This window comes from Thioclava sp. L04-15, from assembly GCF_002020275.1.
Lineage (GTDB): Bacteria > Pseudomonadota > Alphaproteobacteria > Rhodobacterales > Rhodobacteraceae > Thioclava > Thioclava marina.
In genome coordinates this window covers 989,749-1,014,166 of sequence record NZ_MPZW01000001.1, presented here as the reverse complement: position 1 = coordinate 1,014,166, position 24,418 = coordinate 989,749, and the positions used below count along the sequence as shown (strand labels likewise).

Here is a 24,418-nt window from a genome sequence, read left to right as displayed (position 1 = left end):
GATGGCTCCGCCGCCCTGACCCATGCGGCCTGGATGCCACTTGCGGGGCCGCGCCGTCACCGGGACTACCGTTCGACGAGAGCGAACCAAGGCGATTCTGACCGCCGGATTTTCAGTTGCTGTCGATGAAGTGATGCCACCCGCCAAGAAAACCACGGCTTTGGCACCACTCCACCGGTGCGCTAGCCTCAGTCTGGTGACGAATTTGCCTTCGCAACGCGGGAAGCTGTCCGCCCGCTTCGCTGGCCCAAGCCACATCTCACTTGCTGTGATAGTCCCGCAGGTCATTCATGTTTTTATGAGGCAGTGCGGGCCCGAACTGCCCGCCGATCAGGTCCAGGCGCTCAATCGGCGAACCAGCGAAGACGGGGTGCCAGATCACCCAAGGGGCGACTTGTGACACCAAAGGGGGCAATGCCCTGATCTTGAATTTCGGGAAATGGTCGGAGCGAGAGGATTCGAACCTCCGACCCCCTGCTCCCGAAGCAGGTGCGCTACCAGGCTGCGCTACGCTCCGACCGTGGGCGGGGAATTAGCGGCTTGTGCAGGCTTTTGCAAGGGGGTCTCGCTCAGCTTCTTGAATTGCGTGCACGCAGGCCCAGAACACGACCCAGAATCGACGAGCGCGGGGCGGTCACGGTTTCACTCCGGCCACGGGTGCGCAGCACGGGCTGGTTGTCCGAAGTATGCGCCGTCGCCTCCCGGAAAACGATGTAGAGGCCCGAGGCAATCACCACCCCCGCCCCGATCAGCGTCGGCAGATCGACGCTTTCATGGAAGAACACCCAGCCGTAGAAAATCGCCCAGAGGATCTGCGAATATTGCATCGGCGCGACGATCGCCGCCTCGCCGGCGCGGTAGGCCAGAATTTGCAGAAACGATGCGGTCAGCCCGAAAATCGCGATCACCGCCATCAGCCCCAGATCGGGGAGTTGCAGCGGAACCCAGACGAAGGGGAGCGAGAGCCCCATGGCGATCACATTTCCCAGAAGCGGCGAAAGGAGAAGAACGACGGAGCGTTCCTCCGAGCCGATCCGACGCACGATCACCGAGGCCAGCGCACCGGTCACCGCCGCCGTCATTGCCGCGAAATGACCCAGCGCCAGATCGGATTGACCCGGCCGCACCACGATCACGACGCCGATCAACCCGAGGATCACCGCCGCCCAGCGATGAATGCCCACCTTCTCGCCCAAAAGCGGGATCGAGAAGACCGTCACCAGAAGCGGCATCGCGAAGAGAAGCGGGTAGACCTGCGCGAGAGGCAGTGTCGAAAACGCGTAGAAGGCGCACAGACCGGTCACGACGGTGGTGATCACCCGCGCGATGACCCAACCGGGATGGACAGGGCGCAGGCTGCCTTCTCGCTTGTCGTTGAGCAGGATGACCGACAGCAGCGGAAACGACAAAAGCGCCGCGAAGAAAACGATCTGCACGGGCGAATAGGTCTGGCCGAGATGTTTGATGATAACGTCATGCGTGGCAAAGATCGCCATCGACAACAGGCCAAGGCCCGCGCCGCGCGCATTGGATTTTCCGCCGATTTCGGACATTCGAGCTTCCCGGTGTTACCGCTCACATCTTGAGCGGTTGCGCGGGAGTTGCAAGGCTGTCAGACGAAAAAGGCGCGAGCTTTTGCCCGCGCCTTTTGACTGACTGTCTGACTGGATCAGAGCGAGGCGTCGAGCGCCGCGATGATCTTGTCGCCCATCTCGGCGGTCGAAACTGGCACGCCGCCTTCGGGACCCATCAGGTCCGCCGTGCGCACGCCGTCTGCCAGCACCTTCTCAATCGCGGTTTCGAGGCGGGTCGCCTCATCGCCCTGATCGAAGCTGTAGCGCAGCGCCATGGCGAAGCTGAGGATACAGGCGATCGGGTTGGCCTTGCCCTGACCCGCGATATCGGGGGCCGAGCCGTGCACGGGCTCGTACATCGCTTTCGGGCGACCGTTTTCCATCGGCGCGCCGAGCGAGGCCGAAGGCAGCATCCCGAGCGACCCGGTCAGCATCGCCGCGCAATCCGAGAGGATGTCGCCGAAGAGGTTGTCGGTCACGATCACGTCGAACTGCTTGGGCGCGCGCACCAGCTGCATCGCGCCGTTGTCGGCATACATGTGCGACAGCTCGACCTCCGGGTAGTCCTGACCGACGCGGGTCACGACCTCGCGCCAGAGGATGCCCGACTCCATGACGTTGGCCTTTTCCATCGAGCACAGCTTCTTATTGCGCTTCATCGCGAGCTCGAAGGCGGCGCGGGCAACGCGCTCGATCTCGGACTCGGTGTAGCGCTGGGTGTTGATGCCCACGCGCTCGTTGCCCTCGTTGAAGATACCGCGCGGTTCGCCGAAATAGACGCCCGAGGTCAGTTCGCGCACGATCATGATATCGAGACCGGCCACGACATCCTTCTTGAGCGACGAGAAATCGGCCAGCGCGTCGAAGCATTGCGCCGGACGCAGGTTCGCGAACAGGTCCATCTCCTTGCGCAGACGCAGCAGGCCGCGCTCGGGCTTCACCGAGAAGTCGAGCACGTCGTATTTCGGCCCACCGACGGCGCCGAGCAACACCGCGTCCACTTCCTGCGCCTTGGCCATGGTCTCATCGGCCAGCGGCACGCCGTGCTTGTCATAGGCGGCACCGCCCACGAGGTCTTCGCTGACATCGAAGACGAGATCGCGCTTGGCGCCGAACCAGTCGATGATCTTGCGCACCTCGGCCATGACTTCGGGGCCGATCCCGTCGCCGGGCAGGATGAGGATGGAGGGGTTGGACATGAGGCTTATCTCCCAAGAAAAACAGGGTTGCGAAGGGCCTATCCCCTGCCCGCCCCTTGGTCAAGCGGCAGAGGTCGCGAAAGCGTGTCTGGACGATCGGCAATGGCTTGCCGAAGGTTCGGCGGGGTTTTGCGGATCGCGACGGGACCGAGTGGCACCCGCACGCGGATCGGCGCATGCTTGCGCACAAGAGCAGAGATGAAATGAGGCCGGAAATGACTCGCAGGGTGCTGATCCTGGGAATGGGCGGCGTGTTCGGATCCGCCGCCGCGCGGGCGTTCCGGGCGGCCGGTTGGGATGTCGATCGCTACAGGCGCGGGACCGATATGGGGATATCCGCGCGCGGGGCGCGCTGGATCGTGAACGCGATGAGCCCGCCCAACTATCATGATTGGGCCGGCGAAATCCCCAAGATCACCAATCAGGTTCTGGCGGCCGCACGCGACAGCGGCGCCTCGGTCATGGTGCCGGGCAATGTCTATGTCTTCGGGCGCGAACCCTCGCCCTGGTCCGCGCAGACGCCCCATCACCCCTGCACCCGAAAAGGCCGCATTCGCGCCGAGATGGAGGAACGCTACCACGCCCATGCCGCGGACGGGCATTCCGTGGTGATCCTGCGCAGCGGCGATTTCATCCATGCCGAGGCCACGAATACGATCCTCAACCGGGTTATGCTTAAGGATCTGCGCAAGGGCCGGATCACGACGCTCGGCAAACCGGAAGCCCGTCGAACCTATGGCGATCTCGAGGATCTGACCCGCATTGCTGTGCGACTGGCCGAAACGGGCGACGCCGAGCCGGGGCTGCTCGATCTCGGGTTTCCGGGCACGGTCTTCTCGGCACAGGAACTGGCCACGGAACTGTCGCGCCAGATGGGGCGCGAGATCGCGATCAGGCGGTTTCCCTGGACGGCGCTGTTGCTGGCCTCTCCGGTCTGGGAGCTGGCGCGCGAATTGCGCGAGATGCGTTATCTCTACGATATGAGCCACTCGATCGACGGCAGTGACTTTTCGGCGCGCTTCCCCGACATGACACCCAAGACGCTTGAACGGATCGTGTTCGAACATCTCTACATTCGCGGACTGAAGGTCGTTCCCGATCAGGGCAAGACGATGTCGACCCAGACCAGTTTCTGACGCGACGCACGCGCGGCAGCTTTGGCAAGCGGGGCATCCGGGGCAGGCCAGACCACTCCCGCTGCCGCGATTTTCAGATCGCTCGAGGGCAACACATAATCGAGGCGCAGATTGCCCGGCCCATCGAAATCGGCCGTATCGAGCCCCGGATCGCCTTTGTGATCTGCGTCCGCGGCAAGCTCGGCGCCTTTGCTTCGGGGCGCGGGATCTTGCAGAAACCCACCGCTGAGGAGGGACTGAAGCGCCGCGCGCCGCCCCTCTGCGTCGGCCGGATCGAGATTGGCATCCCCGAGCAGGATATACGTCCGCGCGGGCGGCGTCTCGGGCAGATCGCCATCGAGGTAGCGCAGCCAGAACGCCGCCTCGTCATGGTTGCGCCAGCCATTGCGATCTTCGGGGCCGTCGAAAACAGGAGGTGTCGCGGCGAATGCGAGGAGATGCAGCGGCGCGCCTGTGCCGATCTCGACAGGAACATCCCAATGCGCACTGGAGCTCAGTCGTTGCACCGCCTGCGCCTCGTCCGACATCCCGGTTTTGCCGATCATGGTCCCCGGCAGGTCGCGCCACAGCAGGTCGGAGAAATCCCGCGCGGCGTCGGCCCGGATCGGGCGGCGGGACAGGAGCGCCATGCCACCCTGCCCAGGAAAGCGCCCATAGCCCTGCGCATCGCGCGCCTCTCCAAGCACGCCATTGCCGTTGAGATCCGCGCCGCTCTGCATTCCGCTATTGGAGCGGGGCGCATAGAAATAGGGGTAGGGCGTGGCGAGCGATCTATTGAGCGCATCCAGCGCTTGCCCATCATAATCCCAGTCGATCCCGGTCAGCAGAAGGATGTCGGGCGAGACCGTGTCGATCACTTCGCGCACAGCAACGACCTGAGGATCGCCTTTCTCGATGTCCTGCAAAAGCAATCCCGGACCGGAGCGGCTCAACCCGGCATCCCAGGTGGCCACGCGCAGCGTTTCCGCGGCGGCCGGTCCGGCCAGAAACAGTGCCGCGATCAGGCCGGCAGATACTCGTTTGCGTCCTGAAGGCGGCGCTTTTCTTCGATCATATGCGCAACCCGGCCCAGCGCGATGCCACGCATGAACAGGCTTGCAGGAAGGAAAGCCCATGCGGTCACCATCCAGATCAGCGTATGCGGGCTTTCCAAGGTCACCACGACGAAATTGATCGAGACAATCTTGAGCACCGCGGGAATGAGGAAGGGCAGAAGAAACCCCAGCGCGATGTTGAACCATGCGTCGCGGCGCAGCCGTTCGACGACATCCCCGCCCGCGGTCGGATCAAACGTGGGAAGGTTGACCCAGACATTGAATTTCGTCTGCGCTTGCGGCCAGCCGATCAGACGCAGGATGACGACGAAATAGCCCAGCGTGATGAGCGAGATCAGGTAGGCCATGCCCGCAGCCGTGCGCACCATCGCGATATGCTGTGCGCCCGCATCAGCCGGGAGCGCAAGTTGCAGCAGGCGCACCGGGCTGTAAGGCACGTCGATCGAGGAGGCCACGGTCGATCCCATCACCTCGATGAAACGTGTCAGCGTGGACGGATAGAACTGGGACAGCTCTGCCAGTGTGAGCAACAACACCGTCGCGAAAAGCGAGATGAAACGGATACGGTTGAAGGGCGGGGCGTCACGGAACTCGACGAGGCCCGGATAGACCGACGCATATTCGAAGAAAGTCAGCGCCGCCGCGAACAGCGAGATCAGCGCCACGATCTGAGCAGTATCGCTATTGGTATCGGGAAGGATCAAAGCGGGGATGGAAATCACCACCGCGATCAGAATTGCGCGTACAAGCGCCCCTGCCAGACGTGAAAACACTGCCCTACCCCTTCATCACGGTCGGGTTCGATACATTGCCGAACCACGTTTCCTCGTGATCGCCGTCAATTGTGACGGCTCGCCTCATTCTTGCCATGAATTTGCCCATATTCATGCCCCCTGGCAATCTTTCCTTAAGATTAACAGTTTGTTTCTGCCTATTTGGGGGAAGAACTGGTGCGGCTTTGCATCAATAAAGCAGCGAAAATGTGGCGCTCTAGAAGGTGTTACAATATCTTGTGGTTAAAGGATTTTACGCATCTATACAATCATAGGTTGCGCGACGAAAGTCCAAAAACGACGAGACCAATTCCGTCGGCCAGCAGCTGAATCCCCAGCAAGAGCCCGAGGATTGCCGTGGCCGCGTTCTGGAAATCGGAGAACACGAGCACCCCGATCACGATGGAGGCGATCCCGGCTAGCAAAAGCATCCAGCGCAGTTGCCCGTTGGGCAGCTGCATCCCGATCAATAGCCGCAGCGCCCCCATGATCAGAAACAGCGCGCCGACCACCGCAGCGAGGGACACCGTCCCCGAAAGCGGATCAGCCATCAGCCACACGCCCACGACGATATTGAGAAAGGCAACCACGGCATGCCAGACGCGGTATGCTCCGCCCCGATCATTGAAGGACAGCCAAGCCTGAATGACCCCGCCGATCAGAAAGAGCGCTCCGAGAAAGGTGGTGATCGCGAGTGACGCCGCGAAGGGGTTGGCCAGCGCCAACAGGCCAAAGAGGATCATCGCGCCACCGCTTGCGAAAAAAAGCGTGGAAGGTTTCATCGCATCTCTCCCGTGAAATATGTCAAATGACAAACGCAGAACATGGGGGCCGGTTCCCTGCGCTCAAGCAAAAGGCCGCCCCGAGAGACGGCCTTCGCTTCAGTAAAAAATGCGATCAGACCCAGGGACGCGCCTGTGCGGCCTTCGCTTCGAAAGCGTCGATCGCCGCGGCCTTCGCCAGCGTCAGGCCGATATCGTCGAGCCCTTCGAGCAGGCAATGCTTCTTGAACGGATCGACGTCGAACTTGATCGTCTCACCCTCGGAGGTGGTGATCTCCTGATTTTCGAGATCCACCGTCATCCGCGCGTTCGAGCCCTTCTCGGCATCCTTCATGAGCAGATCGACCTGCTCCTGCGGCAACACGATCGGCAGCATGCCGTTCTTGAAGCTGTTGTTGTAGAAGATGTCGGCAAAGGAGGTCGAGACGATCACCTTGATGCCGAAATCCGCCAACGCCCAGGGCGCGTGCTCACGCGAGGAGCCGCAGCCGAAATTGTCGCCCGCGATCAGGATCGAGGCTTCGCGATATTGCGGCTTGTTGAGAACGAAATCGGGGATCTCGTTGCCCTGGCGGTCATAGCGCATCTCGTCGAACGCATGGACGCCGAGGCCGGTGCGCTTGATGGTTTTCAGGAAGCCCTTGGGGATGATCATATCGGTGTCAATATTGACCAGCGGCATGGGGGCGGCGATCCCGGTGACTTTTTCGAACTTTTCCATTCTCGTCGCTCCTTACGCGTCTTCCAGTTCCATCATCTCGCGCACATCGGTCAGATGCCCGGTGACGGCCGCGGCAGCAGCCATTTGCGGGCTCATCAGATGGGTGCGACCCTTGTAGCCCTGGCGGCCCTCGAAGTTGCGGTTCGAGGTCGAGGCGCAGCGCTCGCCCTCGGCCAGCTGATCGGGGTTCATCGCGAGGCACATCGAGCAGCCCGCCATGCGCCATTCAAAACCCGCATCGGTGAAGATCTTGTCGAGACCCTCTTCCTCTGCCTGAGCGCGCACGAGGCCCGAGCCCGGCACGACCATGCCACGCACGCCCGGAGCCATCTTGCGGCCCTTGAGCACTTCGGCAGCGGCGCGCAGGTCTTCGATCCGGCCATTGGTGCACGATCCGATGAAGACCACGTCGATCTTGATGTCGGTCAGCTTGGTGCCCGGCTCGAGACCCATGTAGTCGAGCGAGCGGCGTGCCGCCTCGACCTTGCCGCCAGTGAAATCTTCCGGCGCGGGAACGACACCCGAGATCGGCAGCACATCCTCGGGCGAGGTGCCCCAGGTCACGACCGGCTCGATATCCTCGCCCTTGATCGTCACGACCTTGTCGAAATGCGCGCCCTCGTCGGTGTAGAGCGTCTTCCACCAGTTCAGCGCGGCCTCCCACTGAGCGCCCTTCGGCGCATGGGCACGGCCCTTCACGTATTCGAAGGTCTTCTCGTCGGGCGCGATCAGGCCAGCGCGCGCGCCACCCTCGATCGCCATGTTGCAGACGGTCATGCGACCTTCCATCGACAGATCGCGGATCGCCTCGCCGCAATATTCGATGACATGGCCGGTGCCGCCACCGGTGCCGGTCGCGCCGATCACCGAGAGGGTGATGTCCTTGGCGGTCACGCCCGGGCGCAGATGGCCGGTGATCTCGACCTTCATGTTCTTCGATTTCTTCTGGATCAGCGTCTGGGTTGCCAGAACGTGCTCCACTTCCGAAGTGCCGATGCCATGGGCGAGGGCACCGAACGCGCCATGGGTCGCGGTGTGGCTGTCGCCGCACACGACAGTCATGCCCGGCAGGGTCCAGCCCTGTTCGGGGCCAACGATATGCACGATGCCCTGACGGATATCGTTCACCGGGTAGTAGTTCACGCCGAATTCCTTGGCGTTCTTGTCGAGCGCCTCAACCTGGATGCGGCTTTCCTCGTTCTCGATCACGCCCGAGGCGCGGTCGGTCGTGGTCGGCACGTTATGGTCCGGCACGGCGATGGTCTTTTCGGGTGCGTGAACCTTGCGACCGGCCATGCGCAGACCCTCGAAGGCCTGCGGCGAGGTCACTTCGTGGACCAAGTGGCGGTCGATATAGAGCAGGCAGGTGCCGTCTTCGTCTTCGGACACGACATGCGCGTCCCAGATCTTGTCATAGAGGGTCTTCGGAGCGGACATGGCTCTCACTTTCCTTGGATAGCTGGTTTTGGACATGGGAATGCGGGCGCGAACGCCCAGGGGCGGCGCGCCGTCAAAGTCGGGCCAGCACCGAGCGGCTCTCGCCGTAGAAGCGCTCGCGGAGGCGGGCGCGGTCGTCCATGTCGAAAACGAATGTCATGGCGCGCTAAATACGGCGAATCCGCCTTTGAGGCAATCGAAGAGTCAGGGTTTGGCGCGGCACGCAAAGCAAGCTAACGTGACAGGATGGATTTCGCGAACGGGGACATTCTGAAGATTCTGGGCTCGATCTGGAGCCAGATCGAGATTTTCCTCAATTCGATGGTGCTGCCCTCGCGGCTTTGGCAGTTCGGGATCATCGCGGGCTGCTTCGCGCTCGCCCATCTCGGCCGGATCTGGCTGGCGCCCAAGGTCGATGACTGGGCGCGCAACCGCGAACTGAGCACACGCCAGAAACGCTGGGTGATCTTGCTGCGCCAACGTCTGCGCGGGTTGATCTTCATCATCCTCGCCTGGGGAGCTGTTCTGGGCCTCGATGCTCTCAAGGGCTTTTATTCATGGCGTTTTCTTGTCGTGCTCGCCGCGACGCTCGTCACAGCCTGGCTCTTCGTGGGCCTTGTCGCACGGCTGATCCGCAACGGTTTCCTGCGCGCCATCGTGCGCTGGGGCGCGTGGATCTGGGTCACGCTTTACTATCTCGGTCTGTGGGACGAGACGGTGAAGATCCTCGAGGGTGCGGCGATCGAGTTCGGCGGCTTCCGCCTTACAGCCTATGCGCTTCTGAAAGCTCTGGTGCTGACGACGATCCTGCTTTCGGTCGCCCGGATCGTCTCGGGCCGCACCTCGGTGCGCATTCGCACGAACGAGGATATCAGCCCCTCGATGGGCGAACTGGTGATCAAGGTCATGCAGGTCGCCCTCTACGGCGCGGCGATCTTCATTGGCATCAAGGCGGTGGGATTCGATCTGACAGGGCTTGCGGTTCTGTCGGGCGCGATCGGCGTGGGCCTCGGCTTCGGCCTGCAGAAAGTCGTGTCGAACCTCGTCTCGGGCGTGATCATCCTGATGGACAAGTCGATCAAGCCCGGCGACGTGATCAGCCTAGGAGAAACCTTCGGTTGGATCAATTCTCTGGGCGCGCGCTATGTCTCTGTGGTCACGCGCGACGGTCGCGAATACCTCATCCCGAACGAGGACCTGATCACGGGACAGGTGGTCAACTGGTCCCATTCCGACGAGTTCGTGCGCATCGACCTGCATTTCGGAACGTCTTATCACGACGACCCCCACAAGGTCCGCAAGCTCGCGGTCGAGGCCGCGCAATCGGTGGGGCGCGTGCTGAAGAACCGTCCAACCGTCTGTCACATAACGGGTTTTGGCGACAGCTCGGTCGATTACATCCTGCGGTTCTGGATTACCGACCCGGTCGAAGGGCTGACTAATGTACGTGGTGCGGTCTATCTTGCGCTTTGGGACGCTTTCCACGAGAACGGCATCACAATTCCCTTCCCGCAACGCGAAGTGCGCGTGGTGGAGGGCTCGCAACTTGCCGTTCAGCCTGACCGCGAAAAACCGCCGCAGGAAAATTGAAATCGTGCAGAGGCGATGCTACCTTAAAAACATGGCCTGCGCCGGGGCCTTTCCGGCGCGCAACCTCTGGAGGACCATGTCCTGTCTCATCTTTCTCTCGTGCCGAGTGATGCCGGCACAAAGGCGGCGGCCATGAGTATGAAGGCCGTGAACGCCGAAGCTACGAGCGAAGAGATCCTCGCTCGCGTTCTTTCTTCCCTCGAAGATGACAAAGCCGAAGACATCGTGACGATCGACCTGCGTGGCCGGTCTTCGATCGGTGATTACATGGTGATCTGTTCGGGTCGCAGCTCGCGTCAGGTCGGCGCGATCGCCGAAAAGCTGACCGAACGGCTCAAAGAGGACTTCGGCCGCATCTGCAAGGTCGAGGGGAAAGATCAGGGTGACTGGGTGCTGATCGACAGCTCCGACGTGATCGTTCACGTCTTCCGCCCGGAAGTGCGCGAGTTCTACCAGCTCGAGAAGATGTGGATGCCCGCGGGCGCTCCCGTCTGAGCTTGACGATATGAAGATCACGATCTGCGCGGTGGGCCGCTTGCGCAAGGGTCCCGAGCGTGAGCTGATCGACGACTACCTCAAACGTTTCGAGAAATCCGGACGGGCCTTCGGGCTCGGTCCGGCTTCCGTCGTCGAGGTCGAGGACAAGAAGGGTCTGGGGCAGGGCGCGGAGGCGGAACTTCTGGCCCGCGCGATCCCCGATGGCGCGGTCATCGTTACGCTGGATGAGCGCGGCAGCCTGATCTCCTCGCCGGAATTCGCGAAAAAGCTGGAAGGCTGGCGCGATGGCGCGCGCGATGTCTGCTTCGTCATCGGCGGAGCGGACGGGATCGACCCGTCCTTACGCGAGCGCGCCGAGTTCTCGATTTCCTTCGGCAAGATGGTCTGGCCGCATATGCTGGCCCGCGTCATGTTGTCCGAACAGATCTACCGCGCCGGCCAGATCATCGCCGGCACCCCCTATCACCGCGTCTGATCCTGTTGAAGCAAAGCCCCGCTGGGCGTAAGAGGGGTCAACACATCACGGAGGCCGCCATGACCCGCCCGAAACCCGTCGTCCTGTGCATTCTCGATGGCTTTGGTGAGCGAAAGGAACGCGAGGGCAACGCGCCTTTGCTGGCCAACAGCCCGAACCTCGACCGGATCATCTGGAACAACCCGAACAAGTCGACCCTGATCACCTTTGGCCCCGATGTCGGGCTGCCAAGCGGTCAGATGGGCAATTCCGAGGTCGGCCACACCAATATCGGCGCAGGCCGGGTGGTGGCGATGGATCTCGGCCAGATCGACCTTGCGATCGAGGACGGGTCGTTCTTCAAGAACGAAGCGATCCTGGCTTTCATCGACACGCTGAAGCAATCCGGCGGGCGCGCGCATCTGATGGGCGTGATCTCGGATGGCGGGGTGCATGGTCATATCGAGCACACGCTGGCCGCCGCGAAGATGGTCTCGGAGGCGGGCGTGCCGGTGCTGATCCACGCGATCACCGACGGGCGCGACGTGGCGCCCGACAGCGCCAAGCGCTTTGTCGGCGATCTCTGCGACCGGCTGCCCGAGGGCTGCACCGTCGCGACGGTCGATGGCCGCTACTACGCGATGGACCGCGACAACCGCTGGGAACGGGTGGGCCTTGCCTATGACGCGATGATCAACGGCAAGGGGCCGAGTGCCGAGACGCCAGTCGCTGCGGTCGAGGCAAGCTACGAGTGCAAGGAGATGGACGAATTCATCAAGCCCACCGTGATCGGCGATTACGCGGGCGCCAAGGATGGGGACGGCTTCTTCTGCCTCAACTTCCGCGCAGACCGCGCGCGCGAGATCCTGCGTGCCATTGGCGAACCCGGTTTCTCGGAATTCGACACGGGCACCCGCCCGGATTGGGCCGCTCTGCTGGGCATGGTCGAATATTCCGACAGGCACAACGCCTATATGACCACCGCCTATCCGAAGCGCGAACTGGTCAATACGCTCGGTGAATGGGTTTCCAAACAAGGGCTTACCCAATTCCACCTTGCCGAGACCGAGAAGTATCCGCATGTCACCTTCTTCCTCAACGGCGGCAAGGAAGAGCCCTGGAAAGGCGAGGATCGTTTCATGCCGAATTCGCCGAAAGTGGCGACCTATGATCTTCAGCCCGAGATGAGCGCGCCGGAAGTCACCGAAAAATTCGTCGAGGCGATCGAAAAGGGCTACGACCTGATCATCGTCAATTATGCCAACCCCGATATGGTCGGCCATACCGGCTCGCTCGAGGCCGCGATCGCCGCCGTGGAAGAGATCGACCGCGATATCGGCCGGGTCGTCGAAGCGCTGGAAAAGGCGGGCGGCGCGATGATCATCACCGCAGATCACGGCAATTGCGAAACAATGATCGACCCGGTGACGGGCGGACCGCATACCGCGCATACGACCAACCTCGTGCCGGTCGCGATGATCGGCGGGCCGGAGGGGGCGAAGCTGCGCGAAGGGCGACTTGCCGATCTCGCGCCGACGCTGCTGGAGTTGATGCAACTGCCCCAGCCCGAGGAGATGACCGGAAAGAGTCTGATCGTATCGTGATCCGCCTTGCGCTTGCAGCCTTGCTGATTTCGGCCGCGCCGCTTTGGGCAGAAAGCGCGGCCGACACGGCCATCAAGGCTTCCTCCGATCTGCGCGCGGCGATCACCGCGCTCGACGATGCACAGACCAAGGCGGACCGGATCGCGGCGCTGACACAGACGATCCAGGCCTATGAGACCGGTCTTGCCGCTTTGCGCGACGGGCTGCGCCGTGCAGCCATCCGCGAACGCGAGATCAAGCAGGGCTTCGATGCGAAGCGCGAAGAGCTTGGCGGGCTTCTGGCGGTGATGTCGACGATGCAGCAATCGGACGGGCCGCTGCTGCTGCTCCACCCCTCCGGTCCTCAGGGATCTGCACGCTCGGGCATGGTTCTGTCCTCGGTCGCACCGGCGCTTCAGGAAGAGGCAGAGGTCCTCAGCAAGCAACTCGACGAAATCGCGACCCTGCGCAAATTGCAGGAGGGCGCGCGCGCGGTCCTTGAAGACGGGATGGTCTCGGTGACGAGAGCGCGCACCGCGCTGTCAGAGGCGATCTCGGAGCGCAACAAGCTTCCGCGCCGCTACCTCGAAGAACCCGAAGAGCTGACCAAACTCGTCCAGAGCGCCGATACGCTGGAGGGGTTCGCAACGGGGCTGAGCGGGCTCGAAAACGATATCGGCCCGCCGATGGACGATTTCGAAGGCGCAAAAGGCAGCCTGAAACTGCCGGTGATCGGCTCGATCCTGCGCGGGTTCAACGAAACCGATGCAGCCGGGATCAGGCGTCCCGGACTTGTGATCGCAACGGAGCCAGCCGCGCTCGTCACGACGCCCTGGCCTGCGACGATCCGCTATCGTGGGCCCCTGCTGGACTACGGAAATGTGATGGTCCTGGAACCGGCCGAGGGTCATCTTCTGGTTCTTGCCGGGCTCGGGACCGTCTATGGTGAGGTGGGTGACGTCTTGCAGAAGGGAACACCAATCGGCCTCATGGGCGGAATCCAGCCGGGAGCGAAGGAATTCGGCGAGGAATTCGTCAAGGCCGCGTCAGATGGCGCTGGTGCAGATCGCAGCGAGACGCTTTATTTGGAGCTGAGAGAGGGCGGCAAGCCCGTGGACCCGACACCGTGGTTCATTCAGACGAAAGACGACAAGGGTTGAGTATGAAAAAGTTCATGATGGCAGCGCTGGGCGGCACGATCGCGGGCGCAGTTCTTTCGACGCAGGTGGCGGCCCCGCTGATGGCTCAGGAAACCAAGCAGCCCGACACCGTCTACCAACAGCTCGACCTGTTCGGCGATATCTTCGAGAAGATCCGCCAGGATTACGTCGAGCCCGTGGACAGCAAGAAGCTCATCGATGCCGCGATCAACGGCATGCTGAGCTCGCTCGACCCGCATTCGAGCTATCTGCCGCCCGATGACTATGCCGATATGCGCGTGCAGACCCGCGGCTCCTTCGGTGGTCTGGGGATCGAGGTCACGCAGGAAGACGGCTTCGTGAAAGTCGTCTCGCCGATGGATGGGACGCCGGCCGCCGATGCCGGGATCCAATCGGGTGACTTCATCACCGCGGTCGATGGAGAATCCCTGATGGGTATGTCGCTCGACCAGGCGGTGGACAAGATGCGCGGCCCGGTTGGCTCCGAGATCACCATCACCCTCGTGCGCGAAGGTGAGCAGGAGCCTTTCGATGTGACGCTCACCCGCGACACGATCAAGCTCACCGCCGTGCGTGGCCGCCATGATGGCAACACCGTGATCCTGCGTATCACGACGTTCAACGACCAGACCTATCCGAACCTCGAAGACTCGATCAAGAAACAGGTCGAGGAAATCGGTGGCATGGACAGGGTCGACGGCTTCATCGTCGACCTGCGCAACAACCCCGGCGGGTTGCTGACCCAGGCGATCAAGGTGGCCGATGCCTTCCTCGACAAGGGGGAAATCGTCTCGACCCGTGGCCGCAACCCGCAAGACAGCGAGCGGTTCAACGCAACCCCGGGCGATCAGGCGGATGGCAAGCCGATCGTCGTTCTGATCAACGGCGGGTCCGCCTCGGCCTCCGAGATCGTGACCGGCGCGCTTCAGGATCATCACCGCGCGATCGTCGTCGGCACCAAGAGCTTCGGCAAAGGCTCGGTGCAGACCGTCATGCCGATCCAGGGTGAGGGCGCGATGCGCCTGACCACCGCGCGCTATTACACGCCTTCGGGCCGTTCGATCCAGTCGCTGGGCATCGCGCCCGACGTCGTGGTGCCGCAACCCGATCAGCCGAAAGCCGACCAGAAGGCAGAGGATGACAAGGCCGCGCATCAGATGACCTCCGAGGCCGATCTGCGGGGCGCGATCACCAATGACTCGATGACCGATGACGAAAAGAAACAAGCCGAGGATGAACGCGCGAAGGCGGAAGAAGCCGCGAAACGCCGGCTCGACGATTTCCAGATGTCCTACGCAATCGACCTGATCAAAGGCCTGTCCGCGCTCGCGCCGGAAATGCAGGGTGAGAAAGCCGCTGCTGCTCCGGCCACCGCGGCGGAAGAAACCAAGAAAAACTGAGGGGAGGGGGCCCGCGAGGGTCCCTTTTTCAAATGACGCCCGAAGACATCGCCAGACTTCCCTATCGCCGTAATGTCGGCGTCGTTCTGATGAACCCGGCGGGGCTCGTCTTTGCCGGTCAGCGCATCGACAACCCCGAACCCGCCTGGCAAATGCCGCAAGGCGGTATCGACAAGGGCGAAAAGCCGAAGCAGGCCGCGCTGCGCGAGCTGGAAGAAGAGACCGGGGTGACCCCCGATCTTGTGGAGTTCGTCGCGAAAACCGGCGAATGGGTCACTTATGACCTGCCGCATGATCTTGTGCCGAAGATCTGGAACGGGCGCTGGCGCGGGCAGGAACAGAAATGGTTCCTGTACCGCTTTCTGGGGTCGGACGATCAGGTGAAGATCGAGACCGATCACCCGGAATTCTCGATCTGGCAATGGATGCCCTTTGACGAGCTGATCGAGAAAATCGTGCCGTTCAAACGCTCGGTCTACGAGGCGGTTCGCGCCGAATTTCGAGACTATCTCGGCTAAATCTTCAGAAATCGAGGCCCAGGTCGAGGGTGCGCGCCGAGTGGGTCAGCGCGCCCGACGAGATGTAATCGACACCAGTTGCCGCGACTTCCGCGATGCGCTCCAGCGTCATGTTGCCCGAGGCTTCCAGCACGACACGGCCCGCATTCAGAGCCACGGCAGCGCGCAATTCCGACGTATCCATGTTGTCGAGCAGGATCACATCCGCTCCACCGATCTTCAGCGCCTCTTCCATCTGGCGCAGCGTATCCACCTCAAGCTCAATCCGCATCATATGGCTGCGCGCGGCCTTCGCCGCCTCGAGCACCTGACGGATCCCGCCCGCCGCCGCGATGTGATTGTCCTTGATCAGGATTGCATCGGACAGGCCGTAGCGGTGATTGAACCCGCCGCCATGGGTCACTGCCGCCTTTTCCAGAACACGCAGACCCGGCGTCGTCTTGCGCGTGCAGGTGATCCGCGCTTTCGTTCCTTTGGTTTTCTCGACGAAGCCCGCCGTTTTCGTCGCGATGCCGCTCAAGCGACCCGCGAAATTGAGCGCCACGCGCTCTCCCATCAGGATCGAGGCCGCCGAGCCGTCGATCGTCATCAGCGTCTCACCCTTTTTGCAGGGTTTTCCATCGCCCACGAGAACCGCAATCCGCAAACCCGGGTCGACCAGACGGAACGCCATCGCCGCGACCTGCATTCCCGAGACAACGCCATCTTCACGTGCATTGAGCCGCGCCGAATAGGTCTTTCCCGCCGGGATCACCGCTTTCGTCGTCGCGTCGCCCATCGGCGAGAGGTCTTCCACCAGAGCGGCGCGGACAATCGGTTCAAGCAGCAGATCGGGCAGCATGTCAGTCCTCCAGGGCGGCGGCGCGGATTTTCAGCGCCTCGGCCAGCGTCATTTTCGTTCTATGGGCCATTTTAGGGTCAGCTTCGGGGAAATCAGAGCGGAAATGCCCGCCGCGGCTTTCCTCACGCGCGAGGGCAGCTGCCGCGATCAGCGTCGCCGTCGCCGTCATGTTCCGCATCGTTTCGGTCATGGCATTGGCTTCGACCTCGGCGATGACGCGCAAGGCCGATTTCAGCCCCGCCGCATCGCGCACCACGCCCACCCCATCGGTCATCGCCTTGCGCATCCGTTGCAGCGCCGCTTCGTTCACCGGAATATCGCCGGATGGGAAACCCGGCGCAATCTCGGGCGCCGCGTCGAGACTTCCAAGCTCAGCCGCGATACCCAATGCACAGATCCGCGCAAAGACCAGCGCCTCGAGAAGCCCGTTCGATGCAAGACGGTTGGCCCCGTGCAGCCCGGTCGACGACGCCTCGCCGCAAACCCAGAGACGGCCGAGCGAGCTGCGCCCATGTTCATCCGTATCGACGCCGCCCATGTGGTAATGCGCGGCGGGCGCGACCGGAATGGTCTGCAAAACAGGGTCTATTCCGGCGCGTTTGCACGCATCGGCCACGGCCGGGAAGCGCGTGAGCACTTCTTCACCCAGAACGGCCCGTGTATCGAGCGCTGGCTCGCGGCCCGCTTGCCGTTCGACATAGACGGCGCGGGCGACGATATCGCGCGGAGCCAGTTCGGCATCGGGATGGACCGGGATCATGAACCGCTCGCCGCGATTGTTGATCAGCGTGGCGCCTTCGCCACGTAGAGCTTCGGTCGCGAGCGGGGCAGGGTCTTCGCCGCTCGCGATCGCGGTGGGATGGAACTGCACGAATTCCGGATCGGCAATCCGGGCGCCGGCACGCGCGGCCATCCCGATAACCTGGCCCCGAATGCGCGGCGGGTTCGTCGTGACGGCAAAAAGACCACCCGAGCCCCCGCCCGCCAGCAAAACCGCTGGGCATTTCACCAGAATAGCCCCGGAGGGCTCAAAAGCGCGCTCGATCCAGACGCCGGTCACGCGGCCGTCCTCGACTTCGAGCCCGGAAGCCAGTACGCCCTCAAGCACCTGCACCGACGGCTCCTGTCGAACCGCAGCGATCAAGGTTTGCATGATCTCGCGGCCGGCCTGATCGCCTTTCACCCGCACGACGCGCGCCTGACTGTGCGCGGCTTCGCGCGACATGACGTAGTCGCCCGCTTCATTGCGATCGAACGGTGTGCCGAGTTCAGTCAACGCAAGGATATGCCGACGCGCATCCTCGGTCACCAGACGGGCAATCTCGGGAGAAACGGTGCCCGCGCCGGCGGTCATGGTGTCACGTGCATGCGAAGCGGGCGTATCGCCAACCGACATCGCCGCTGCAACGCCACCCTGCGCCCAGGCAGAAGACGCGCCTTCGCCCAAGGTTTCGGGCGAGATTACCAGAACCGGGCGCGGCGCAAGGCTTAGGGCTGCGTAAAGTGCCCCAAGCCCCGCTCCGACAATGACGATCCGCTGCGTCTCGATCACTTCGCGGTCGCCTGCGAAAGCTCGATCATACGTTCCACTGCAACACGCGCCTTTTCGGCGATTTGCGGATCGACGATCACCTCTTCGGTGCCGGTATGGAGCGACCAGAGGATCTTCTCGAGTGTGATTTTCTTCATGTAGGGACACATGTTGCACGGGCCCACGAAATCGACTTCGGGCAGCGCGTCGGCAATGTTCGAAGCCATCGAGCATTCGGTGACCAACATTGCCTCTTTCGGCTTCTCGCTCGCAACATAGTTGATGATGCCCGAGGTCGAGCCCGAGAAGTCCGACGCCGCGACGACATCGGGCGGGCATTCGGGATGGGCGATGATGCGCGTATCCGGGTGCAGGGCGCGGAAGTCGTTGATATCTTTCGCGGTATATTGCTCGTGCACGATGCAGGAGCCCGCCCACCAGACCACGTTCTTCTCAGGCACCTGGTTCGCGACATTCTGCGCAAGATACTGATCAGGCGTCATGATGATGGTGTGCTCGGGCAGGGCGCGGACGATCTGCGCGGCATTCGACGAGGTGCAGCAGATATCGGACGCCGCTTTCACCTCGGCGGTGGTGTTCACATAGCTCACTACCGGGGCGCCGGGATATTTCGCGCGCATCTCGGCGATGCCTTCGGCGGTAATCGATTCCGCAAGCGAACAGCCCGCCTTCATGTCGGGGATCAGAACCGTCTTGGACGGGTTCAGGATCTTCGAGGTCTCGGCCATGAAATGCACACCGCATTGCACGATGGTCTGAGCCTCGACCTTCGTCGCCTCGATCGCGAGCTGAAGGCTGTCGCCCACGACATCGGCGACGCCGTGATAGATTTCCGGCGTCATGTAGTTATGCGCCAGGATCACCGCATTCTTCTCACGCTTGAGGCGATTGATTTCGCGGATATAGGGGGCGTAACGCGCGAAATCGGGCAGGGGGATCACACGGTCCATTTTCTCATGGATCTCGTGCATCTCCTCGGCCAGTTCGATCGACGGCGCGAGATCGTAGCTCTCGGCCAGCGTGGCGCGCATTTCGGTCAGGTCCAGCATGGGTCTTCCTCTCCCTGGTGCCCGGAACAGACCTTGGATTTAAAGATTGTTGACGCCCGGTTAAATGGGAAAGTTGCGGGAAAGCCCGCAAAAATGGAGTTTTCAGTCGTAGCGATGCCAGATCGCACTTTCTCCGATCTTCGCGACGAAGGCGGCATGAGCTTCTGTTTCCTCGGCGGTGAGCCGGGGCGGAAGGGGTTCCGGACGGGGTTTCGGGCGCCAGGCTTCCTGAGATCCGACGCCGGATTTCCTTCCGGTATCAACGGGTTGCAATCCAAATCCCGGCTGGCGCCCACCGATCAGCTCAAGATAAACCTCGGCCAGAATCTCGCTATCGAGCAATGCGCCGTGCAAAGTCCGGGACGAGTTGTCGATGCTGAACCTGCGGCAAAGCGCATCAAGCGTCGCGGGCGAGCCCGGAAACTTCCGTCGCGCCATCGCCAGAGTGTCGAGCGCGCGCTGATCCTCGATCAGCGGCATCCCGGCCCAGCGGAGCTCGGCGTTGAGGAATTTCATGTCGAACCTGGCGTTGTGGATCACCAGCACGGAATCCGTGCCGATGAATTCAAGAAATTCCAGGCCGATCTGCGCGAATTTCGGTTTGTCCGAGAGAAATTCGTCGCCCAACCCGTGAACCTGAAAGGCCTCCTGCGGCATCGAGCGTTCGGGGTTGATATATTGGTGATAGGTGTTGCCCGTCGGCATGTGATTGAACAGCTCGACCGCGCCGATCTCGACGATGCGGTGTCCTTCCTCGGGCTCGAAGCCGGTGGTTTCGGTATCGAGAACGATCTCTCGCATGGTGCTACCCCCTGAGTTTCGCAATCAGGTTTCGCACACCTCGACGGGTGTCCTCAAGGTTCACTGTCTCGATAATGTAAGTAGCGCGGGCGCGTTTGTCGGCGTCGGGCATCTGCCGCGAAAGGATGAAAACGAGCTGATCCTCGGTCATGCCGGGACGGGCAAGGACGCGCGCGCGTTGCACCTCGGCCGGGGCCGAGACCACAAGCGTCGCGTCGCAGCTTTTATCGGCACCGGTCTCGAACAGAAGAGGGATATCAAGCAAGATCAGATCGGCGCTGCGGTGATCCGCGATGAACGCTTCACGTGACGCGGTAGTCAGCGGATGTACGATCGATTCAAGGCGGGATAGAGCCTGTTTATCGGTGGAAAGGATTTCTTTCAGCGCGCCACGATCCACCGCACCCTCGATGATCGCAGAAGGAAAAACCGCAGCAATCGGGGCGACCGCGGCCCCGCCTTTTTCATAGAGCTCATGCACGGTGCGATCCGCATCCCAGACCGGAACGCCTTCCTCGGCGAACATCGCGGCGGTCGTGGATTTGCCCATCCCGACCGAACCTGTCAGCCCGAGAAGGAAGGGGCGGCTCATGCGTTCAGGACCGCGTCGCGCAGACCATCCGTGACTTCGGGGCGCTGACCGAACCAGCGTTCGAACCCGGGGACGGCCTGATGCAGCAGCATGCCGAGACCATCGACGACCACGCAGCCAGCCTCTTCGGCCTCGGTGAGGAATTTCGTCTTCAGCGGCGTGTAGACGATGTCGCAGCACGTCGCACCGGGCTTGAGCGCATCGAGTGGCACGCGGAATTCCTGCTTCCCGACCATTCCGAGCGAGGTCGTGTTCACCACCGTCGTCGCATCTTCCAGCATATTGCCTGCCTGAACCCAATCGTAGACGACGAGCCGTGCGCCGAATTCCGCCCGCAACGCATCGGCACGGGCGCGAGTACGGTTCGAGATCCGGATCTCGGGTGCACCGCTTTCGAGAAGCGACGCCACAATCGCGCGCGCAGCCCCCCCCGCGCCGAGAACGGCCGCCGGTCCGGTCGCGGCATCCCAGCCGGGTGCATTCTGTTTCAGATTGGCGATGAATCCGTAGCCATCCGTATTGTCAGCGTAAATCTTTCCATCCGGGCGAAAGATCAGCGTGTTGGCGGCGCCGATCAGAGCGGCGCGGTCCGAAATTACGTCGGCGATTTCAAGCGCACGGATCTTGTGGGGAATCGTAACATTCACCCCGACGAACCCGGCCTTGGGCAGGGTGCGCAGAACGGTCTCGAGATCATCCGCAGCCACGTCGATCGGCACGTAATATCCCGTGATCCCGTATTGATCGAGCCAGTGACGAAACAGAACGGGCGAGCGGGAATGCGCGATCGGAGAGCCAATGACACCGGCCAGGGGAATCCTCGGATGATCACTCATGTCGTCAGCTCTCCTCGGGCATGCAGCCAATTCAGAAATTCGATCAGGGGCAGGCCCAGAACAGCAAAGTAGTCGCCTTGAATGCGGGAGAAAAGCCGAACGCCTTCTTCCTCCAGTTTGTAGCTGCCAACCGACCACCGGATACTGTCCCAGTTCCGTGTCACGTAATCGTCGATGAAAGCGTCGGACAACTCATGCATCGTCAGTCGCACCTCGCCCACATGGCGCCAAAGCGGTTCGCCATCGCGGATCGCGACCATGGCGGACAGGAGCTTGTGCGTCTGACCCGACAGGGCGCGCAACTGTTCCTTCGCCTCTTCGGGCGTGCCGGGCTTCGAAAACACCGCGCCCTTGAGTTCGAGCACCTGATCGGCCCCGATCACCAGGATACCCGGATTGCGTGAGGACAACTTCGCCGCCTTCATTTCCGCCAGGAAATCCGCCACGTCCCGCGGCTTTGCACCCTCTGCCTCGAGGCTGCGTTTGATCGCCTCTTCGTCAATGCGCGCCGGCTCGGCCGTCACGCTCAGACCGGCATTGCGCAACAGCTGGGCGCGGATTTCGGAGGCGGAAGCGAGAAGGATGTTCATGGAACTGTGGATAAGGGGCTGTAGAACTCTCTGGGCGAAACTGGGCATAACCGGGTTCGACCGATATCTCCACAAAATCCGGCACGTTCAGGGCAAGTTTACTAAAGTTTTCCACCTGGGGAATGCGCTTTTCCCCGGGCGGGGAAAAAATCGTTGATCCAGAAATCCATCCATAGGTTTATCCACAGGATGACCCAAGCGTCAAATTTTCAGATATCTTTTTATTTCATATAGTTACGTCTCATCCGACGAAGAAATGATTCCCCGACGGTGCGGCTTTTCCAACTGTGGAGAAGTTGGTGATAAAGTGTTAATCCACATCATCAACAGGACCAACAACAACATCATCTCTTTTCTTATTTCTTTATTTTAGAAGAAGAGGAGATGACTCCCGGAGGCGAGATGACCGATTTCCTGAGCAACTGGTACCCTTGGATCAAAGCCTTGCACGTTATGTCGATCATCACGTGGATGGCTGGGCTGTTCTATCTTCCTCGGCTTTACGTCTACCACGTCGAGGGGCTGAACAAGAAAGGCATCGTGCGCGATACGGACCAGGAGCTTTTGTTTCGCCACCAGGAACGCCTCCTTCTGAAAGCCATCATGAATCCGGGTATGATCGCGAGCTGGCTCTTTGGTCTGATGCTGGTCTTCACCCCCGGAATCGTGGACTGGTCGACGATCTGGCCCTGGACCAAGGCGGTCGCGGTCCTCGGAATGACCTGGTTTCACATGTGGTGCGCGAAGGAACGCAAGGCGCTGGCCGACGGGTCGGCCGATCGCACGGGTCGCTATTACCGGATGATGAACGAGGTGCCGACGGTCTTCATGATCGTGATCGTGTCCTCGGTGATCGTGAAATTCTAAGTTTCATTGACTCCGAGCGCTGTTGCGCTTATCTCCCGCTTTAAGCCCCGGCCGTTCTGGCCGACCGGTTTTTCAGACCATAGACAATCTTCCGCGCCTCCGGACCGCCCGGTGAGGCGCCTGCTTCAGGTGATGCCATGAGCGAAACCCGCCTCAATCTCTCCGATCTCAAAGCCAAGAGCCCCAAGGAACTGCTGGCCCTGGCCGAAGAATGGGACGTCGAAAACGCCTCGACGATGCGCAAGGGCGAGATGATGTTCTCGATCCTGAAGGAGCATGCTGAAGATGACTGGGTCATCGGCGGCGATGGCGTGCTCGAAGTTCTGCAGGACGGGTTCGGGTTCCTGCGCTCGACCGAAGCGAACTATCTGCCGGGCCCGGATGACATCTACGTCTCGCCTGACATGATCCGCCAGCACAGCCTGCGCACCGGTGACACGGTCGAGGGTGTGATCCGCGCGCCGGGTGAGAATGAGCGTTACTTCGCGCTGACCAAGGTCGAGCAGATCAACTTCGAAGAGCCAGAGAAAGCGCGCCACAAGGTGGCCTTCGACAACCTCACGCCGCTTTATCCCGATGAGCGTCTGAAGATGGAAATCGAGGATCCGACAATCAAGGATCGCTCGGCCCGGATCATCGACCTCGTCGCACCGATCGGGAAGGGGCAGCGCTCGCTGATCGTGGCGCCGCCGCGTACGGGTAAGACGGTTCTTCTCCAGAACATCGCGCATTCGATCGAGCGCAATCACCCCGAGTGCTACCTGATCGTTCTCCTCATCGACGAACGCCCGGAAGAGGTGACCGACATGCAGCGGTCTGTGAAGGGTGAGGTGATCTCCTCGACCTTTGACGAACCGGCAACGCGTCACGTGGCCGTCTCGGAGATGGTGATCGAGAAGGCCAAGCGTCTGGTCGAACACAAGCGCGACGTGGTGATCTTGCTCGACTCGATCACCCGTTTGGGTCGCGCCTTCAACACCGTCGTTCCCAGCTCGGGCAAGGTGCTGACGGGTGGTGTGGACGCCAACGCGCTGCAACGCCCCAAGCGCTTCTTCGGTGCGGCGCGGAACATCGAAGAGGGTGGCTCGCTGACGATCATCGCGACCGCGCTGATCGATACCGGCTCGCGCATGGACGAGGTTATCTTCGAAGAGTTCAAGGGTACGGGTAACTCGGAAATCGTGCTCGACCGCAAGGTCGCTGACAAGCGCGTCTTCCCGGCAATGGACATTCTCAAGTCCGGCACCCGGAAAGAGGATCTGCTCGTCGATCAGAAAGATCTGCAGAAGACCTATCTGCTGCGCCGCATCCTGAACCCGATGGGCACCACGGATGCGATCGAGTTCCTGATCTCGAAGCTCAAGCAGACCAAGACGAACTCGGAATTCTTCGACTCGATGAACGGCTGAG

At 61.7% G+C, this 24,418-nt stretch carries 24 protein-coding genes and 1 tRNA gene; 10 read left to right on the top strand and 15 right to left on the bottom strand.

Annotated features, from left to right (window positions below):
• Positions 1–440 precede the first annotated feature (440 nt).
• The 3 genes from BMI90_RS05020 to leuB form a co-directional block, all read right to left on the bottom strand.
• Positions 441–517 (bottom strand) — tRNA-Pro (locus BMI90_RS05020).
• Positions 518–569: 52 nt separating this feature from the next.
• Positions 570–1,553 carry a DMT family transporter gene (locus BMI90_RS05015; protein ID WP_078526614.1) on the bottom strand — a complete coding sequence of 328 codons (984 nt, stop codon included), beginning with the start codon at positions 1,551–1,553 and terminating at the stop codon, positions 570–572.
• A 116-nt stretch (positions 1,554–1,669) separates the two neighbouring features.
• Complete coding sequence (leuB, locus tag BMI90_RS05010; RefSeq protein WP_078526612.1) at positions 1,670–2,773, bottom strand: 3-isopropylmalate dehydrogenase; 1,104 nt, start codon at positions 2,771–2,773, stop codon at positions 1,670–1,672.
• 215 nt (positions 2,774–2,988) lie between these two features.
• Between leuB and BMI90_RS05005 the strand changes: the two genes are divergently transcribed.
• The gene (locus BMI90_RS05005) at positions 2,989–3,909 is read left to right on the top strand and encodes a hypothetical protein (RefSeq protein WP_078526610.1); all 921 of its coding nucleotides are present in this window, start codon (positions 2,989–2,991) and stop codon (positions 3,907–3,909) included.
• Here BMI90_RS05005 and BMI90_RS05000 read toward each other — a convergent pair.
• The 5 genes from BMI90_RS05000 to leuC all read right to left on the bottom strand — a co-directional run bounded on the left by BMI90_RS05000 (position 3,873) and on the right by leuC (position 8,677).
• Positions 3,873–4,862: an endonuclease/exonuclease/phosphatase family protein gene (locus BMI90_RS05000; RefSeq protein ID WP_348638921.1), complete on the bottom strand. Its 990-nt coding sequence runs from the start codon at positions 4,860–4,862 to the stop codon at positions 3,873–3,875. The genes BMI90_RS05005 and BMI90_RS05000 overlap by 37 nt on opposite strands.
• 47 nt (positions 4,863–4,909) lie before the next feature.
• Positions 4,910–5,737, bottom strand: coding sequence for a hypothetical protein (locus BMI90_RS04995; protein ID WP_146642589.1), 828 nt, complete (start codon positions 5,735–5,737; stop codon positions 4,910–4,912).
• A 269-nt stretch (positions 5,738–6,006) separates the two neighbouring features.
• The gene (locus BMI90_RS04990; RefSeq protein WP_078526606.1) at positions 6,007–6,519 is read right to left on the bottom strand and encodes a DUF308 domain-containing protein; all 513 of its coding nucleotides are present in this window, start codon (positions 6,517–6,519) and stop codon (positions 6,007–6,009) included.
• Between the two features lie 115 nt (positions 6,520–6,634).
• Positions 6,635–7,240, bottom strand: a complete 606-nt coding sequence (leuD, locus tag BMI90_RS04985) for a 3-isopropylmalate dehydratase small subunit (RefSeq protein WP_078526604.1) — start codon at positions 7,238–7,240, stop codon at positions 6,635–6,637.
• A gap of 12 nt (positions 7,241–7,252) precedes the next feature.
• Positions 7,253–8,677, bottom strand: a complete 1,425-nt coding sequence (gene leuC, locus BMI90_RS04980) for a 3-isopropylmalate dehydratase large subunit (RefSeq protein ID WP_078526602.1) — start codon at positions 8,675–8,677, stop codon at positions 7,253–7,255.
• A 246-nt stretch (positions 8,678–8,923) separates the two neighbouring features.
• On the opposite strand from leuC, the gene BMI90_RS04975 reads away from it, so the two are divergent.
• The 7 genes from BMI90_RS04975 (at position 8,924) to BMI90_RS04945 (ending at position 15,880) form a co-directional block, all read left to right on the top strand.
• The gene (locus BMI90_RS04975) at positions 8,924–10,267 is read left to right on the top strand and encodes a mechanosensitive ion channel domain-containing protein (RefSeq protein WP_078526600.1); all 1,344 of its coding nucleotides are present in this window, start codon (positions 8,924–8,926) and stop codon (positions 10,265–10,267) included.
• A gap of 138 nt (positions 10,268–10,405) precedes the next feature.
• Positions 10,406–10,762: a ribosome silencing factor gene (rsfS, locus tag BMI90_RS04970; RefSeq protein WP_078526598.1), complete on the top strand. Its 357-nt coding sequence runs from the start codon at positions 10,406–10,408 to the stop codon at positions 10,760–10,762.
• Positions 10,763–10,772: 10 nt separating this feature from the next.
• Positions 10,773–11,240 (top strand): 23S rRNA (pseudouridine(1915)-N(3))-methyltransferase RlmH, encoded by a 468-nt coding sequence (rlmH, locus tag BMI90_RS04965; RefSeq protein WP_078526596.1) that lies wholly within the window; start codon positions 10,773–10,775, stop codon positions 11,238–11,240.
• Between the two features lie 59 nt (positions 11,241–11,299).
• Entirely contained in the window at positions 11,300–12,823 is a 1,524-nt protein-coding gene (gpmI, locus tag BMI90_RS04960; RefSeq protein WP_078526594.1) for a 2,3-bisphosphoglycerate-independent phosphoglycerate mutase, read from the top strand.
• The gene (locus BMI90_RS04955) at positions 12,820–13,962 is read left to right on the top strand and encodes a peptidoglycan DD-metalloendopeptidase family protein (RefSeq protein ID WP_078526592.1); all 1,143 of its coding nucleotides are present in this window, start codon (positions 12,820–12,822) and stop codon (positions 13,960–13,962) included. The genes gpmI and BMI90_RS04955 overlap by 4 nt, the downstream gene beginning before the upstream one ends.
• Positions 13,963–13,964: 2 nt before the next feature.
• Positions 13,965–15,362 carry a S41 family peptidase gene (locus tag BMI90_RS04950; protein ID WP_078526590.1) on the top strand — a complete coding sequence of 466 codons (1,398 nt, stop codon included), beginning with the start codon at positions 13,965–13,967 and terminating at the stop codon, positions 15,360–15,362.
• A gap of 32 nt (positions 15,363–15,394) precedes the next feature.
• Complete coding sequence (locus BMI90_RS04945; RefSeq protein WP_078526588.1) at positions 15,395–15,880, top strand: RNA pyrophosphohydrolase; 486 nt, start codon at positions 15,395–15,397, stop codon at positions 15,878–15,880.
• Positions 15,881–15,884: 4 nt separating this feature from the next.
• Here BMI90_RS04945 and nadC read toward each other — a convergent pair whose 3' ends face one another.
• The 7 genes from nadC to BMI90_RS04910 form a co-directional block, all read right to left on the bottom strand.
• Complete coding sequence (nadC, locus tag BMI90_RS04940) at positions 15,885–16,721, bottom strand: carboxylating nicotinate-nucleotide diphosphorylase (RefSeq protein WP_078526586.1); 837 nt, start codon at positions 16,719–16,721, stop codon at positions 15,885–15,887.
• Position 16,722: 1 nt separating this feature from the next.
• Entirely contained in the window at positions 16,723–18,273 is a 1,551-nt protein-coding gene (locus BMI90_RS04935) for an L-aspartate oxidase (protein ID WP_078526584.1), read from the bottom strand.
• On the bottom strand, positions 18,270–19,322 hold the full coding sequence (gene nadA, locus BMI90_RS04930; protein WP_078526582.1) for a quinolinate synthase NadA: 1,053 nt from the start codon (positions 19,320–19,322) through the stop codon (positions 18,270–18,272). The genes BMI90_RS04935 and nadA overlap by 4 nt, the downstream gene beginning before the upstream one ends.
• A 102-nt stretch (positions 19,323–19,424) precedes the next feature.
• Positions 19,425–20,123, bottom strand: coding sequence for a DNA polymerase III subunit epsilon (gene dnaQ / locus BMI90_RS04925; RefSeq protein WP_078526580.1), 699 nt, complete (start codon positions 20,121–20,123; stop codon positions 19,425–19,427).
• 4 nt (positions 20,124–20,127) lie between these two features.
• On the bottom strand, positions 20,128–20,715 hold the full coding sequence (gene coaE / locus BMI90_RS04920; protein WP_078526578.1) for a dephospho-CoA kinase: 588 nt from the start codon (positions 20,713–20,715) through the stop codon (positions 20,128–20,130).
• Positions 20,712–21,551 (bottom strand): shikimate dehydrogenase, encoded by an 840-nt coding sequence (locus tag BMI90_RS04915; protein WP_078526576.1) that lies wholly within the window; start codon positions 21,549–21,551, stop codon positions 20,712–20,714. Before BMI90_RS04915 ends, coaE begins: the two co-directional genes overlap by 4 nt.
• Positions 21,548–22,141: a Maf family protein gene (locus BMI90_RS04910; RefSeq protein WP_078526574.1), complete on the bottom strand. Its 594-nt coding sequence runs from the start codon at positions 22,139–22,141 to the stop codon at positions 21,548–21,550. The genes BMI90_RS04915 and BMI90_RS04910 overlap by 4 nt, the downstream gene beginning before the upstream one ends.
• A gap of 402 nt (positions 22,142–22,543) precedes the next feature.
• On the opposite strand from BMI90_RS04910, the gene BMI90_RS04905 reads away from it, so the two are divergent.
• Positions 22,544–23,008, top strand: a complete 465-nt coding sequence (locus tag BMI90_RS04905) for a CopD family protein (protein ID WP_078527237.1) — start codon at positions 22,544–22,546, stop codon at positions 23,006–23,008.
• A 137-nt stretch (positions 23,009–23,145) separates the two neighbouring features.
• A complete protein-coding gene (gene rho, locus BMI90_RS04900; RefSeq protein WP_078526572.1) occupies positions 23,146–24,417 on the top strand; it encodes a transcription termination factor Rho in 1,272 nt (423 codons plus the stop codon).
• Position 24,418: the final 1 nt, after the last annotated feature.

Bases quoted from the DNA above. Each gene is read 5' to 3' on its own strand.
- BMI90_RS05015 (WP_078526614.1), bottom strand. From the start codon at position 1,553: ATGTCCGAAATCGGCGGAAAATCCAATGCGCGCGGCGCGGGCCTTGGC.
- leuB (WP_078526612.1), bottom strand. From the start codon at position 2,773: ATGTCCAACCCCTCCATCCTCATCCTGCCCGGCGACGGGATCGGCCCC.
- BMI90_RS05005 (WP_078526610.1), top strand. From the start codon at position 2,989: ATGACTCGCAGGGTGCTGATCCTGGGAATGGGCGGCGTGTTCGGATCC.
- BMI90_RS04990 (WP_078526606.1), bottom strand. From the start codon at position 6,519: ATGAAACCTTCCACGCTTTTTTTCGCAAGCGGTGGCGCGATGATCCTC.
- leuD (WP_078526604.1), bottom strand. From the start codon at position 7,240: ATGGAAAAGTTCGAAAAAGTCACCGGGATCGCCGCCCCCATGCCGCTG.
- leuC (WP_078526602.1), bottom strand. From the start codon at position 8,677: ATGTCCGCTCCGAAGACCCTCTATGACAAGATCTGGGACGCGCATGTC.
- BMI90_RS04975 (WP_078526600.1), top strand. From the start codon at position 8,924: ATGGATTTCGCGAACGGGGACATTCTGAAGATTCTGGGCTCGATCTGG.
- rsfS (WP_078526598.1), top strand. From the start codon at position 10,406: ATGAAGGCCGTGAACGCCGAAGCTACGAGCGAAGAGATCCTCGCTCGC.
- rlmH (WP_078526596.1), top strand. From the start codon at position 10,773: ATGAAGATCACGATCTGCGCGGTGGGCCGCTTGCGCAAGGGTCCCGAG.
- gpmI (WP_078526594.1), top strand. From the start codon at position 11,300: ATGACCCGCCCGAAACCCGTCGTCCTGTGCATTCTCGATGGCTTTGGT.
- BMI90_RS04950 (WP_078526590.1), top strand. From the start codon at position 13,965: ATGAAAAAGTTCATGATGGCAGCGCTGGGCGGCACGATCGCGGGCGCA.
- BMI90_RS04945 (WP_078526588.1), top strand. From the start codon at position 15,395: ATGACGCCCGAAGACATCGCCAGACTTCCCTATCGCCGTAATGTCGGC.
- nadC (WP_078526586.1), bottom strand. From the start codon at position 16,721: ATGCTGCCCGATCTGCTGCTTGAACCGATTGTCCGCGCCGCTCTGGTG.
- nadA (WP_078526582.1), bottom strand. From the start codon at position 19,322: ATGCTGGACCTGACCGAAATGCGCGCCACGCTGGCCGAGAGCTACGAT.
- dnaQ (WP_078526580.1), bottom strand. From the start codon at position 20,123: ATGCGAGAGATCGTTCTCGATACCGAAACCACCGGCTTCGAGCCCGAG.
- coaE (WP_078526578.1), bottom strand. From the start codon at position 20,715: ATGAGCCGCCCCTTCCTTCTCGGGCTGACAGGTTCGGTCGGGATGGGC.
- BMI90_RS04915 (WP_078526576.1), bottom strand. From the start codon at position 21,551: ATGAGTGATCATCCGAGGATTCCCCTGGCCGGTGTCATTGGCTCTCCG.
- BMI90_RS04910 (WP_078526574.1), bottom strand. From the start codon at position 22,141: ATGAACATCCTTCTCGCTTCCGCCTCCGAAATCCGCGCCCAGCTGTTG.
- BMI90_RS04905 (WP_078527237.1), top strand. From the start codon at position 22,544: ATGACCGATTTCCTGAGCAACTGGTACCCTTGGATCAAAGCCTTGCAC.
- rho (WP_078526572.1), top strand. From the start codon at position 23,146: ATGAGCGAAACCCGCCTCAATCTCTCCGATCTCAAAGCCAAGAGCCCC.